Source organism: Gordonia sp. JH63, assembly GCF_009856645.1.
Classification (GTDB): domain Bacteria; phylum Actinomycetota; class Actinomycetes; order Mycobacteriales; family Mycobacteriaceae; genus Gordonia; species Gordonia hongkongensis.
In genome coordinates, this window is the sequence record NZ_CP047235.1 from 426301 (window position 1) to 440316 (window position 14016).

Here is a 14016-nt window from a genome sequence, read left to right on the forward strand (position 1 = left end):
CGCGGCGGACGCCGAGCCGGGGGCCCGCGCGCCGCGACCGGCGACGCCGGTCCCACACACCACAACCGACCCAACCACACGACAAGGAGTGCGCACCAATGGGACTCACACAACCAGACTTTCCCCAGGTGGATCCGGAGACATTTCTCCAGCGGCCGTTCTTCGATCGGATCCGCGTGCTGGGAGCACACTGGGCCGATCACGGCTTCGGCACGCCGAAGATGGTCCATCTGATCTATCTGATGAAAGTCTTCGTCTTCTACGGCGGTGTCGGGATCGTCCTCGCGACGCTGACGTCCGGACTCAACCCACTGCACGTGACCGAGTGGTGGAACCAGCCGATCGTCTATCAGAAGCTGGTCTTGTGGACCGTGCTGGTGGAGGTCCTGGGCATCGGAGGGTCGTGGGGGCCGCTGGCCGGACATTTCAAACCGATGACCGGCGGCTTCCTGTATTGGCTGCGGCCACAGACGATCCGGCTCCCACCGTGGCCCGGCAAGGTGCCCTTCACAAAGGGGGACTCCCGCACCGCGTTCGACATCGCGGTCTACGCGCTCATCCTTGCGAATCTTGCTGTCGCGATCGCACTCCCGGGTATCGCGTCGAACTCGCTGGACTCGGTGGTGGCCGACAACCAGGGACTGGTGAACCCCGTCCTGATGTACCCCCTCATCACGCTGTTCGTCGTGATCGGCCTGCGGGACAAGGTCATCTTCATCGCGGCTCGCTCTGAGCAGTATCTCCCGGCGATGATCTTCTTCGGCGTCCTCCCGTTCGTCGACATGATCCTGGCGCTCAAATTGCTCATCGTGTCGGTGTGGGTGGGTGCCGGCATCTCCAAGCTGGGGCATCACTTCTCGATGGTGATCCCGCCGATGCTGTCGAACACCCCGTGGTTGCCGAGCAAGAAGATCAAGCGGGCGCACTATCGCGACTTCCCCGAGGACATGCGGCCGTCGAAGCTGGCCGGCGGCGTCGGACACGTCCTGGGCACCATCGTCGAGGTCGTGACCCCACTGGTGTTGCTGTTCTCCACGAGCAAGTGGCTCACCGTGGCCGCGGTTGTCCTGATGGTGTCCTTCCACCTCTTCATCCTGTCGACGTTCCCACTGGCCGTGCCGCTCGAATGGAACCTGCTCTTCGCATACGCCTCGGTGTTCCTGTTCCTCGGGTTCCCGGCTTGGGACGGCTACGCGCTGTCCGACACGTCGGCGCCATGGGCGATGGTGCTGATCGCCGCCGCGCTCTGCTTCTTCCCCGTGCTCGGCAACCTCCGTCCGGACCTGGTCTCGTTCCTCCCGTCGATGCGCCAGTATGCGGGGAACTGGGCGTCGGCCACGTGGGCTTTCGCGCCGGGCGCCGAGGAGAAGCTCGACCAGCACATCGTGCGGCCCGCGAAGAACACCCGCACCCAGCTCCTCGCTTCCTACCCGGCCGAGGTCGCCGATGTCGTGATGCACCAGCTGCTGGCCTGGCGTTCGATGCACAGCCAGGGGCGCGCGCTGTACTCGCTGATGACCCGTCATCTGGGGGCCGACATCGACACCTACACGCTGAGGGAGGCGGAGTTCTCGTGTAACTCGCTGGTGGCCTTCAACTTCGGTGACGGACATCTCCACGACGAACGGCTCATCGCGGCGCTGCAGAAGCGGTGCGGCTTCGCGCCGGGCGAGTTCACGGTGGCCTGGATCGAGTCCCAGCCGATTCACCGGGGCACACAGCGGTTCAAGGTGATCGATGCGGCGCTGGGCGTCATCGAGACCGGAACCTACCGGGTGGTCGACGCGGTGAACGAGCAGCCGTGGCTGCCCAACGGGCCCATCCCGTTCCAGGTCGACTGGACTCTCGACGTTGACGCTCGCCGCGCCGTCACCGATCCTGAGGTGGTGCACGAACCGAAGATGCGTTCCGAGGACCGCAGCGCGACACCGGTCCGGCTGACCGATCAGGCGCCGCAGTGACCACAGCTGTCGTGGTCGGCGGCGGGCCCAACGGGCTCGCCGCCGCTCTGCACCTGGCGCGCAACGGTGTCGACGTGCAGGTCCTGGAGGCGGCCGAGGTCGTCGGTGGCGGGGCCCGGTCGGGCGAACTGACGGTCCCGGGCGTCATCCACGACCACTGTTCGGCCTTCCACCCGCTGGGCGTGGGATCGCCGTTCTGGGCGGAGGTCGGTCTCGAGCGGTACGGGCTGGTGTGGAAGTGGCCCGACGCCGACTGCGCGCACCCTCTCGATTCCGGCGACGCCGGACTGCTGTTCCGGTCGATCGGTGCCACCGCGGCGGGACTGGGCGCCGACGGATCGCGCTGGCAGTCGATGTTCGGTGACTTGGCCGAGCACTTCGACGATCTCGGCGACGACCTGCTCCGCCCGGTCGTGCACGTGCCCGGTCACCCGATTCGCCTCGCATCGTTCGGCCCGCGAGCCATCTTGCCGGCCACCGTGCTCGCGCGTTGGTTCCGTACCGAGCGTGCCCGTGCGCTGTACGGTGGGATCGCGGCACACCTGTTCTCCCGGTTGGACCGTCCGCTCACCGCGTCACTCGGGCTCATGATCGCCGCGAGCGGGCACCGCTACGGATGGCCGGTGGCCGAGGGCGGTTCGGGAGCGATCACCGCGGCGATCGTCGGCGCTCTGCGGGATTCGGGCGGCAAGATCGAGACCGGAGTCCGGGTGAGTTCGCGTGCCGACCTGCCGCGGGCGGACATCACACTCCTGGACCTGTCCCCGGCGCAGGTGCTCTCGATCTTCGGTGACGAGATGCCGGCTCGAATTCGCCGCGCGTACCGGCGTTATCGGATCGGGTCGTCGGCGTACAAGGTCGACTTCGCGATCGACGGGGACATCCCGTGGTCGAATCCGGACTGCCTGCGGGCCGGGACAGTACACCTCGGCGGGAGTTTCGCGGAGATCGCCCACACCGAGCGACAGCGAGCGGCCGGTGTGATGGTCCCACGGCCGTTCGTCCTGCTCGGTCAGCAGTACATCGCCGATCCCGGTCGCAGTGCGGGCAGCATCAATCCGATCTACGCGTACGCGCATGTCCCTCGAGGTTTCGACGGCGATGCCACCGAGCAGATCGTCGCGCAGATCGAGAGATTCGCACCGGGATTCCGCGACCGGATCGTGGCAACGACCGGCACGAGTACCGAACAACTCCACTCGTCGAACGCCAACTTCGCGGGTGGGGACATCATCGGCGGAGCGAACGACGGCCTGCAGATGGTCCTGCGACCCCGTGCCGCGCTCGATCCGTACGCGATCGGCGTACCGGGCGTGTACATCTGCTCTCAGGCCAGTCCACCCGGTGCCGGTATCCACGGGTTGTGCGGATACCACGCCGCCGAGTCGGCGTTGCGATACGCACGGTCGCGACGATGACCGCCTCGCGATCGTCGCGTGCGCTGTGGACAGCGGGGGACGCCGCGCGTGACCGGCTGGCCGGAGTCCCCGCGGCGGCCGGGTCCGAGCTGCTCGAGCAGGCCGCCGTGATCGCGAAGAACTTGCAGGAGAACGTGTCTGACATCGTCTCCGAGTTGAGTGCCATGATGGCCCGGGAGATCGATCAGCTCGACACCGATCCCAAGCTCGTGGAGCTGCTCGAGGCGAGCGTGCACGGCAACGTCTCGACGATCATCCACGTCCTGGCGAACGACATTCCGATCGAACACCTGCAACCGACCACCGCCGCAGTGGAATACGCGCTGCGTCTGGCGCAACGGGACGTGCCGTCGAACTCGCTCGTGCGTGCCTACCATCTCGGGCAGAACAGCGTGATGCGTGAATGTTACCGACTGGTCGAGGATCTCGCCCTCGACGCCGGACAGTCGATGGAGTTGGCCCGGCACATCTCCGATGTGTTGTCCGGATACATCGACTGGATCTCCCTGTACGTGTTCGAGGCGTACGAAGACGAACGCCGACGGTGGCTCGGCGTCGAGGGCAACGTGCAATCAGCGGCCATCCACTCGTTCCTCGACGGCGCCGAATCCGATGAGCGGGCCTTCGAGTCCGAGACCGGTTACGCGCTCGACCGCAGGCACCTCGCGCTCATCCTGTGGTCATTCGACGACGAACCCCGCGAACTGGTCGCGCTCACCCACGCGGCCCGCGAACTCGGTACCCGGTTGGGCGGAGGCTCCCCGCCGATCGTCACCGCGATCGACCGGTCGACGGTCTGGGCCTGGATTCCACTGGTCGGACGGGACGTCACCGACGGTTCGTCGGTGACCGCGGTGCGCTCGACCGTGCCGGCGGGAATCCGAGTCGCGGTGGGCCTTCCCGCATCCGGGGCACGGGGTTTCCGGAGAACCCACGAGCAGGCACTCGCCGCCTACTCGGTGGCGACCATGCCGGGTGGTGCGGCGAATCGGGTGATCGGATTCGGCGACCGAGGTGTGGCCGTGGTGTCCCTGCTGGCGCAGGACCTCGAGTCGACGCGGGCGTGGGTCCACGAAGTCCTCGGCGGACTCGCCGAGGACCTCCCGAACGCGAACATGCTGCGGGAGACGCTGTCGGTGTATTTCGCCACCAAGGAAAGCCACCTCCACACCGCTGAACGGCTCAACCTCCACCGCAACACGGTGAAGTATCGCGTCGGCAAGGCGCTCGCCGAGGTCCCGGCGGACCGCGATCGCCTGGATCTCGCTCTGGCGCTGACGGTGTGCGAGTTTCTCGGGCCGGTGATCCTCACGCGGTGAGCGTCGGTGTCCGATGTCGCGGTGTCAGGCGCCGTCGTTCGACGTCTGGATGTCCCGTCGGAGTTGTCCGGTGATCTCGTCGATCTTCGCTCCGGTCGTGGGCGCGAACCGCGAGTCGTCGAACCTGGGTTTGCCGTCGATGCGGAGGTCATAGCGTCGAAGCTGGTCGCGCACCGGATCTTTCATCTCCGCGAAGACCAGGGTGATGTCGTGGCTGCGGAGGTAGTCGTCGAGCTCGACGAGCTCGTCGACCGCGGTGGCGTCGATGTCGACGATGGGCTCTGCGGCGATGATCACGGTGTGCGGTTCCCGTCCCGCAGCTCGCGCGTCGCGGACCTTGCCGCGGACGTAGTCGTCGAAGATGCCGCCGTTGGCGAAGAACAACGGTGCGTCGAACCGGACGATGAGGACGCCCTCGATGCGCTCCGCCTCGGGGTGACGGGTCACGTCGTGATAGCCGCGGAGTCCGGGGACGCGGCCGAGTTCGGTCCGGTACGGGCGCCAGGCCAGGTTCACGAACGCGATGAACGAGAGCCCGATCGCGACCAGGATGCCCTGCAGGACACCGATGAGCGCGACGCCGAGGAAGGCAGCGATCGACAGCGCGCCCTCGACCCAGTTGGCGCGGAACAGTGCCACGACGCCCGAGATGTCGATCAACGAGATGGCCGCCGCGATCACGACGGCGGCCAGCGCGGCCGAGGGCAGATAGGCGGTGACACCCGGTGCGACAAAGATGAACACGACGATGAGGAGTGCCCCGACGACGGCGGCCAATTGCGATTTGGCCCCGGCCTGTTCGGCTACCGGTGTCCTGGACGACGACGCCGAGATCGCGAATCCGCTCAAGAACCCGGTCGCGATGTTCGCGGTGCCGATGGCCGCCATCTCCTGGCTGCCGTTGACCGTGTCGCCGGCGCGAGCGGCGAAAGTCCTTGACAGCACGCTGGTGTCGGCGAAGGCGATGAGCGCGATACCGACGGCCGGGCCGATGAGGCTGATGACGTCGTCGAGGGTCACGCCGTCCAGTGACGGTGAGGGGAACCCGCGCGGCATGGCGCCGACGACCGGCAGATCGTCGGACCAGCCGAACACTGCCACCGCGATGATAGATGCCACCACGGCCACCAACACGCCCGGAATGGCCCTGCGCCAGAACTTCAGCGCGAAGATGAGGACGAGGCAGGCGATCCCGATGGCCGAGGGGAGCAGTTCGGCCTCGCCGGACGCGACACCCTTGACGATGTTGATCGCTTCCTGGATGACCGAGTCACCGTCGACGCTGAAGCCCAGCAGCTTGGGCAGCTGGCTGAGCACGACGACAAGTGCGATGCCGTTGAGGTAGCCGATGCGGATCGGCTTGGACAGCAGGTCGGTGACGAATCCGAGCCGGAGCAAGCCGCCGATCAGGAGAACCAGGCCGACCTCGATGGCCAGAACGCCGGCGAGCGCGATCCGCTCCTCGTCGAAGGCGGCGAGCGGAATGATCGACGCGGCGATGATCGGGGCGAGCGACGAGTCCGGGCCGAGGACCAGGATGCGCGACGGTCCGACGACGGCGTAGACGAGCAGCGGTATGACGGTCGCGTAGAGGCCGGTGACCGGTGGCAACCCAGCGACTTCCGCGTACCCCATGCCGGCGGGAATGAGCAACGCCGTCAGGACGATCCCGGCGACGATGTCACCCTTCAGCCACGACCGCTCGTAGCTGCGGAGCACTCCCAATCCGGGCAGGAACCGTGAGACCGTTTCCGGTTGCATCAGGCGATTATGAGCCCTGGCGGCGGTTTCGGCTTCTCTTTGCCCAGTAGTCGTCGTGGCGTTTGCGATCGTGTCAGGCGGTTACCGACCGGGAGGCGGTTCGCGGGTCCGTTGCCCGCGTCGGGATCACGGGCGACAGAGCCAGGGCGATGGTGCCGGTGACCGTGAGATGGGCGGGGGCTTCGGCGTGCAGGGTGCGACGATGCCGGGACAGGTCGACGACGGTGATGTCGACCATGGCCGCACCCGCCAGATGTGACCCCGGGAAGGCGACGTCGAGCAGCGCGGAGTGGAGCGGAAGGGCGGCGTCGATGTGTACGACGACGCGGTCGTGGGTGACGACCGCAGAGGTGATCCGGGTGACCAGTGTCGGGAAGAACACCCCGGCCGGGCACAGGGATTGGCAGACGGGCTCGCCGTCGGCATCGAGGTAGAACGCGATCTTGCGGTGCAGCGATTCTGCGCGGAGGGACAGGTCGCCGGCGACGACGTCCGGTCCGACGGTGCGTAACGGTGTTCCCCACGTCGCGGTGTCGAACGATCTGGTCACGGTGACGCCTTTCAGAGAGGGCAGTATGTCGAACAAGGTCACCGCATCAGATGTACTCCGCATCATGTTGCTGGGGAACGCATCCGGGCGCTAAGAGTTCATCAATTCGATTGCTGGCCGTCGAAGATCTCGAGTGCGAAATCGCGAGCCGCGTCGAGAGCTCCCGGCTCGACCCCCATCCCGGCGGTCACCAGCGCGCCCTCGTGGAGGATGAACAGTCGCTGTGCCAGTGTGTGCGAGTCGGGCACGCCGGCCTTCGCCGCGATCGAGGCGAAGAGGTCCCGTAGCTCGTGTTTCTGTCCGACGATGATCGAGAACGCGGGATGCCCGGGATCGCTGATCTCGGCGTGCGCGTTGATCATCGCGCACCCTTTGTGACCGCGGTCCGCCGACCAGTCCCGCGTGGCGTCGAAGATCGCTGCGAGTTGTGCGCTCGGCGACGCATCGGCGGCGTCCAGTCGGGACCGGAGGAACTCTTGCCAGGCGGCGTTGCGGGCACGCAGATACTCGACGACCAGTTGCTCTTTGGAACCGAAGCGGTCATACAGCGTTCGTTTGGTGACGCCTGCGGCAGCGGCGATCGAGTCGACGCCAACGGCGTGGATGCCGTGTTCGTAGAACAGTGCCGAGGCCGCGACGAGGATGAGTCGGGCCTTGGGTGTCCACTCCACGGTCGAGGGTGTGGTCTCGGCAGGCACATGACAAAGACTACACCGATCGGTAAGGTCGGCTGCATGCAAACTTCACAGATCGGTATACCTGCGCGATGGGTGACAGTTGTCATGTCGGCGGTGTTCGTCGTCTGTTGGTCGTCGGGTTTCATCGGCGCGAAGCTGGGCGCCGGTGAGGCGCCCGTTCTCACGGTCCTCATGTGGCGCTTCCTGGTGGTCGCGGTCGTACTCGGGGTCGCGGTGTACTTCCGGTGGCGTCGGCGTGGCCTCGCGCCGATGTCCGGGCGAGCGATCGGTTCCCAGGTCGCCATCGGTGCGCTCTCGCAAGCCGGCTACACGGTCACGGTGTACTGGGCGATCGCACTCGGCGTCAGTACCGGGACGACCGCACTGATCGACGGTGTCCAACCGCTCGTCGTCGCCGCACTGGCAGGTCCGTTGCTCGGGGCGGTCACCCACCGACGACAGTGGTGGGGGCTGCTCGTCGGGGCGGCCGGGGTTGTACTGGTCACCTGGTCGGACGCGACGTCGTCGGCGGACGCGCCGTGGTGGGCGTACCTCGTGCCGCTACTCGGCATGGCCGCGCTGGTTGCCGCCACCTTCCTCGAACGACGCATCGTCGACCCGCCGTCACCCATGGTCATCCTGGCGATCCACTGCGGCGTCTCCGCGGTGATCTTCACCGCGGCAGGCCTTCTCGCTGGAGCGGCGGTGCCGCCGGCCGACCGCACCTTCTGGCTGGCGATCGCCTGGCTGTCGATCCTGTCGACGCTCGGCGGTTACGGGCTGTACTGGATACTCCTACGACGGTCCGGCGTCACCTCGGTGAACACGCTGATGTTCCTGATGCCGCCCGTCACCGCGGTGTGGGGCACCGCGATGTACGACGAATACTTCGGCTGGGCAACGGCTCTCGGGCTCGCCATGGCGGGTGGCGCCACCTGGGTCGTGAATCGGGCGGAGTCGTCGACCAAGGTGCGTGATCGGCGTCGGGCTGCCGAAGCTGTGGGGGCACTGTGATCCGCCTGGCGGGCCATATCGCCCCGACTCACCCGGTGGGATCGTCCGCCCGAACCCCGTCGGCGCGCCAGGTCACCGTGACGGGAACCTGGTCGTCCCACGGTTGCCGGGTGACGAGATCCGCAACGCGCACGTAGCCGCGTTCGAACTCGCCGACCGCCGGGTCGACGAGGCGGTACTCCTGCGTCTGACGGTGGATCGGCTGCGCGTCGAGCAGTACGATCCGGACCTCCCCGGGCTCGAAATGACAACGCCGCTGCAAGGATTCGATGAGCTGCTCGTTGGAGAGATGCCCGTCGCCGAAGTTCCATCCCATCGCTGTGCTGCAGATTCGTTCGCCGTCGGTCAGTACATACTCCGACTCCGCGACGCCGTTCTCATCCGGCCCGCTCGCTCCGCTTCCGGCGCCGGCCATCGCTCGGTGCGCCAACGTGAACAGCGCCCGACCGTGACTGTTGAACGAGCGGAACGCGTATCCCATGTAGAGAGGGATCTGGGCCGCTTCGGGACTGCCGTAGAAGCGTTCGAGCTGCGCGGCCGGCATCGACGCGATGGCGACGATGCCCTGTTCGATCTTCGCCGACGCGGACGGCTTGATGCACCACAGGCCGGTGTCCCAGTTCCCGGCGTAGTAGCGCATGCCCGGTAGGAACGAAACCTTCCGCGGCATCAGGTTTCCGACGATCACCGTACCGGCGGACACTGCGAAGAGCACTATCGGCCAGGGGGATTGGAGATCGGCGAGTCCGATGTCGGGGTGTCCCACGAAGATCGCCAGGATGCCGAACATCATGAAGACGTTCCACTCCAGCGGGACGCCCATCGGGATCGACGACAAGATGCCGAAATGGAAGATCAGCATGATCGTCGCCGCCACCGCGGTCACCCACCCGCCGTGGGAGAAGAACAGGACGAGCGGCACGAGTCCTTCGACCGCAGTGGAGAAGTGCGCGATCCATCGTGATCGACGGCCCGGCCGCAGGTCGTCGGGAAAGTCCTCGAAAAACTTCCGTTTGATCTTCGGGGAACGCCAGATCGGGTTGTTGGACATCATCGTCGCGATGACGAAGGGGAAGTGCTTGTTCAACTTCGACGTCGCTGCCCCGAGCCAGATGCAGAGGAAGACCAGCTTCGCGGCGATGATCATGTCGACCCCGCTGAAGAGGAACGCCACGGTGAACGCGCCGTAGACCTCACCGCGCGCCGCGAGGAAGACGGTCTTGTCACGCAGGCCGATCGCCGCGAGCACACCCAGGACGGCCCAGATCTGCCAGTTGGGGAGGACGCCGACGGTGGTGTCCAGCTCCGGGATCGCGCCGCTACCCGGACTGAACAGCGCTATGACCAGCAAGGCGAGCAGGGCGCCATAGAGGATGACGTCGACCGGGTTACGGGAATCACCGGCAGTCAACGGGATCCGCGGCCATGGTGGCTGCCGGATCGTCTTCGGACGTAGCCAGTAGAGGATCGAACCCAGCGGCGGGAAGAACCGGTTGTTCAGCGGACCGAACCCGCATCCCAGACCGACGACCTCGAACAGCATCGTGTAGAGCACGACCTTCTGGAAGACGATCGGCTCGTTGTACCAGTCGGTGACGTCGAAGAAGCCGTCGATCCCGGGTGTGCTGATCACGACGACCCAGCCGACAAGGACGTAGAGGAGGATCTTGCCGACGTAGAACAGGTGCAGCGCCACCGGTGTCCCGAACCCGACCTCGGCCCAGTGCCGCGCCATCGGCTTGATCTTCTCCGCGCGTGTGCCCTGACTCCAGGTCGGGAAGTCGATCTCCGGCGTGGTCTGCTTCAGGAATCCCATCGACCGAGAACCTAACAAACCAAGTGCTTGCTTGGTGCCGATTCGGTGACCCTGTGGAGAAACGTGGATGACATCCGATTCGGTGCAGACGTTGGAACCCGCCGCCGGCAGAATCGCCTAGCCTCGTCGTGTGGCAGCGTTCGATCAATTATCGCCCTCGGAGTCGAGCCTGCTCGTGTATTTCGACGTCGCGACGATAGGCCGAGGTGCCGCATACGCACAGCAGGGACGCGTAGCTCTCGAAGACTGGGACCCGTTATCCATGTCGGCGACCGGGACCTGCGTCGGTTCGAGTGGCGAACTGTACTCACTCGAGATCGAGTTCAGTGAGGGCGCCCGCGGATACGTGGTCGACGTCGCTGAATGCGACTGTCCGGTCGGTGCCAACTGCAAGCACGCCGTTGCTCTGGCGCTGGGGGTGATGCGTGCAGGACTCCTCGGTGCGTTGCCTCAACACGTTGGGCATGCATCAGCGCCGTGGCGGACGTTACTGGGCGACCTCGTCGCCGGTGCCACCCCGAAAGAGCCGGGATCGGCTCCCATCGGACTGCTCGTCGAGATCGACGATCCCGAGTGGATGAGCCTGAAGACGGTGACATTGCGCCTGGTGACCCCCGGCAAGAAGGGCAACTGGGTACGCACGGGGATCACGTGGAGTTCCATCGAGCCGGGACATGTGACCGAGTACTACAGGTCCACCACCGACCATCCGGCTGAGCACTTCGACCCCGTTCACCTGGCACGAGTCCGTGCCGTCCACCTTTGCGCCGGGGACAAACACCTGTACGGGACCTCCCAGGTTCACCGATTGGACCAGGCGTCCGCCGAGATCTGGACCGCTCTACGGGCGGCGGTCGACGATGGTGTCGTACTGGTGGCGCACAAGTCGACGGGCGCGAAAAAGGTCGAGTTGCTTCCACCCGCGTCGGCCGCGTTGACCGTCGATCGCGACGACGAGGGTCTCGTGGTGTCCGGCGGTGTCGACTTCCCGACCGTCGGGCCGTCTGCGGATGACGCTTTGATGCTGTTCGGCTCGGTACCTCACGGAGCGAGCCTGGTACGAGGCGGCACGATGTTCCTGGCGCCGCTCGTCGACGACGGGACGTCGAAAGCCCTCCGGGCACTGCTCGACGCCGGGACGATCAGGATTCCCGATACCGACATCGCGGAGTTCGCCGACGAGGTCCTCCCCGACCTCGCCGGTCGGATGTCCGTGACCGTGGCCGATGGCGCCGTGACCCGACCCGAGATCACCGGTCCCGACGCGGCAGTCACGCTTCGGGTCGCCGACGATGGCGGCGCGCACCTCGAGTGGGGTGTCGTCTACCGCGTGAACGGGAGCAGACGATTCTTCCCGTCCGGGCAGAGCTCTGGGTTCGGTGACGACGTGGCCGAACGTCGCCTGTGGAAGCAACTCCGTGGCCACCTCGAAGCTGCGGCTCGGGTGTGTGATCGATGGCAGATTCAGGTCGCCGGATTTCCGGGCAGCAAGTTCGCAGACGATCCGGAACTCGCCGAGATGAGTCGCGACAAGGCTCTCGCATCGGCATCGGTTGCGCTCCTGACCCGCCGCTACCGTTACTCGCCCGTCGACACTGCGCGGTTCGTCACCGAGGTCGCCCCGGAGCTGCGGGCTGACGGGATCGAGGTGGAGATCGTCGGCGAGCTCCCCGACTACCGTGCCGCCGAGGTCGTCCCCGAGATCGGTTTCGGTGCCGAACGGTCCGATGACAACGACTGGCTCGGCCTGTCGATCACCGTCGAGGTCGACGGCGTCGCAGTGCCGCTGCACCAGGTGCTGACGGCGTTGTCGAACGGAGCGACACACATGCTGTTGCCCGACGGGGCCTATTTCGTGCTCGACACCCCGGAGCTGCAACGCCTGGCCGAACTGGTGGCCGAGGCCCGCGCACTGGGTGAACTCGACCGCGGGCGGGTCCGCCGGGATACGCACAACGCCACTCTGTGGGACGAGCTGCTCGAACTCGGGACGGCCGACGACGATCTCACGAAGTGGCGCGAGCAGTTGCGTCGTCTGGCCGCCGCGACACCGCCGGCGCCTTGTCCGGTGCCGACCGGGCTGCGTGCGGACTTGCGTGACTATCAGAGGGCTGGCCTCGACTGGCTGAACTTCCTGTGGGAGAACAGAATCGGCGGAGTGCTCGCCGACGACATGGGGCTGGGCAAGACCCTCCAGTCCCTCGCGCTGATTGCGAAGGTCATCGAGGAGGAACCGCAGGCTCGCTTTCTCGTGGTCGCACCGACGAGCGTGATCTCGAACTGGGCGGTCGAAGCAGAACGGTTCGTACCAGGTTTGAGGATTGCAACGGTGACCGAGACGAGCGGACGGGCGAAGATCGCGTTCGCCGATCGTATCGCGGGAGCGCAACTGGTCGTCACCTCGTACGCGCTGATGCGCATCGGGATCGACGAGTTCACATCGGCCAGTTGGGCGGCCGTGTTCTTCGACGAGGCACAGTTCGTCAAGAACCACGCCAGCAAAGCTCATCAGTGCGCTCGCCGTCTTGATGCCGAGGTCAAGATCGCGATCACCGGCACGCCGCTGGAGAACAACCTGATGGAACTGTGGTCGCTGATGGCGTTGACCGTGCCGGGTCTGTTCCCGTCGGCGAAGACCTTCACGTCGTACTTCCGCAAACCGATCGAAAGTGGCACGGAGCCCGGGCGGTTGGCGTTGCTACGACGACGGATCCGTCCGATCATGCTGCGGCGCACGAAGCATCAGGTCGCCACAGACTTGCCCGCCAAGCAGGAACAGGTACTGTCGATCAGCCTGAACGCGAAGCACGACAAGCTGTATCAGACGCGCCTCACTCGGGAGCGGCAGAGCGTGCTCGGCCTGCTCGACGACTTCGACGGCAACCGGTTCCAGATCTTCCGATCGCTCACCATGCTCCGGCAACTGAGTCTGCACGCCGGGCTCGTCGACGAGAAGCACACCGACATCGACTCGGCCAAGATCGAGTTCCTCGTCGAGCAGATTCCCGAGCTCATCGCCGAAGGGCATTCCGCCCTGATCTTCAGCCAGTTCACCGGGTTTCTGAAACTCTTGGAAAGCGAGCTCGCCGGTGTCGGAATCGATTACAGCTATCTCGACGGATCGATGACCGCACGCCGGCGCTCCGCGGCGGTCAAACGTTTCACAAGTGGGTCGTCGAAGGTGTTCCTCATCAGCCTCAAGGCCGGCGGTTTCGGCCTCAACCTGACCGAGGCGGACTACTGCTTCGTGTGTGATCCGTGGTGGAATCCGGCGGCCGAGGCCCAGGCCGTGGACCGCGCCCATCGCATCGGTCAGACTCGTCCGGTCACGGTCTATCGTCTGGTGTCGGCGAACACGATCGAAGAGAAAGTGGTTGCGCTGCAGGAACGTAAACGCGACCTCTTCAACGCCGTCGTCGATGACGGCGACATGTTCGGTGCGGCCATCGACGCCGACGACATCCGCGAGTTGCTCGGCGGCTCGCCGGGGGTCTGACGAG

The 14016-nt window shown here is 65.9% G+C and carries 9 protein-coding genes; 5 read left to right on the forward strand and 4 right to left on the reverse strand.

The genetic code is table 11. From position 1 onward, the window contains the following. Positions 1–98 precede the first annotated feature (98 nt). Genes GR168_RS01875 through GR168_RS01885 form a run of 3 tightly spaced genes read left to right on the forward strand, consistent with a single transcriptional unit; the run spans position 99 to position 4698 of the window. Entirely contained in the window at positions 99–1961 is a 1863-nt protein-coding gene (locus GR168_RS01875) for a DUF3556 domain-containing protein (protein WP_159369869.1), read from the forward strand. After that, positions 1958–3379 (forward strand): NAD(P)/FAD-dependent oxidoreductase, encoded by a 1422-nt coding sequence (locus GR168_RS01880; RefSeq protein WP_159369870.1) that lies wholly within the window; start codon positions 1958–1960, stop codon positions 3377–3379. Before GR168_RS01875 ends, GR168_RS01880 begins: the two co-directional genes overlap by 4 nt. Beyond that, on the forward strand, positions 3376–4698 hold the full coding sequence (locus GR168_RS01885) for a helix-turn-helix domain-containing protein (RefSeq protein ID WP_159369871.1): 1323 nt from the start codon (positions 3376–3378) through the stop codon (positions 4696–4698). Before GR168_RS01880 ends, GR168_RS01885 begins: the two co-directional genes overlap by 4 nt. A 24-nt stretch (positions 4699–4722) precedes the next feature. Here the strand turns inward: GR168_RS01885 and GR168_RS01890 are convergent, their stop codons facing one another. The 3 genes from GR168_RS01890 to GR168_RS01900 all read right to left on the reverse strand — a co-directional run bounded on the left by GR168_RS01890 (position 4723) and on the right by GR168_RS01900 (position 7707). Then, positions 4723–6459, reverse strand: coding sequence for a SulP family inorganic anion transporter (locus tag GR168_RS01890; RefSeq protein WP_159369872.1), 1737 nt, complete (start codon positions 6457–6459; stop codon positions 4723–4725). A gap of 73 nt (positions 6460–6532) precedes the next feature. Next, a complete protein-coding gene (locus tag GR168_RS01895) occupies positions 6533–7009 on the reverse strand; it encodes a hypothetical protein (RefSeq protein WP_238994993.1) in 477 nt (158 codons plus the stop codon). Positions 7010–7110: 101 nt separating this feature from the next. Further along, positions 7111–7707 carry a TetR/AcrR family transcriptional regulator gene (locus tag GR168_RS01900; RefSeq protein ID WP_238994994.1) on the reverse strand — a complete coding sequence of 199 codons (597 nt, stop codon included), beginning with the start codon at positions 7705–7707 and terminating at the stop codon, positions 7111–7113. Positions 7708–7743: 36 nt separating this feature from the next. Here GR168_RS01900 and GR168_RS01905 point away from each other — a divergent pair, with 36 nt between their 5' ends. After that, positions 7744–8700 (forward strand): DMT family transporter, encoded by a 957-nt coding sequence (locus GR168_RS01905; RefSeq protein WP_203235884.1) that lies wholly within the window; start codon positions 7744–7746, stop codon positions 8698–8700. Between the two features lie 28 nt (positions 8701–8728). On the opposite strand, the gene GR168_RS01910 is transcribed toward GR168_RS01905, so the two are convergent. Then, complete coding sequence (locus GR168_RS01910) at positions 8729–10516, reverse strand: DUF3556 domain-containing protein (protein ID WP_159369875.1); 1788 nt, start codon at positions 10514–10516, stop codon at positions 8729–8731. A 130-nt stretch (positions 10517–10646) separates the two neighbouring features. On the opposite strand from GR168_RS01910, the gene GR168_RS01915 reads away from it, so the two are divergent. After that, the gene (locus GR168_RS01915) at positions 10647–14012 is read left to right on the forward strand and encodes a DEAD/DEAH box helicase (RefSeq protein WP_238994995.1); all 3366 of its coding nucleotides are present in this window, start codon (positions 10647–10649) and stop codon (positions 14010–14012) included. Positions 14013–14016: the final 4 nt, after the last annotated feature.

What these genes read in the sequence shown, in the direction of transcription:
- GR168_RS01890 (WP_159369872.1), bottom strand. Translation starts at nt 6,459, where the DNA reads ATGCAACCGGAAACGGTCTCACGGTTCCTGCCCGGATTGGGAGTGCTC.
- GR168_RS01885 (WP_159369871.1), top strand. Translation starts at nt 3,376, where the DNA reads ATGACCGCCTCGCGATCGTCGCGTGCGCTGTGGACAGCGGGGGACGCC.
- GR168_RS01875 (WP_159369869.1), top strand. Translation starts at nt 99, where the DNA reads ATGGGACTCACACAACCAGACTTTCCCCAGGTGGATCCGGAGACATTT.
- GR168_RS01905 (WP_203235884.1), top strand. Translation starts at nt 7,744, where the DNA reads ATGCAAACTTCACAGATCGGTATACCTGCGCGATGGGTGACAGTTGTC.
- GR168_RS01910 (WP_159369875.1), bottom strand. Translation starts at nt 10,516, where the DNA reads ATGGGATTCCTGAAGCAGACCACGCCGGAGATCGACTTCCCGACCTGG.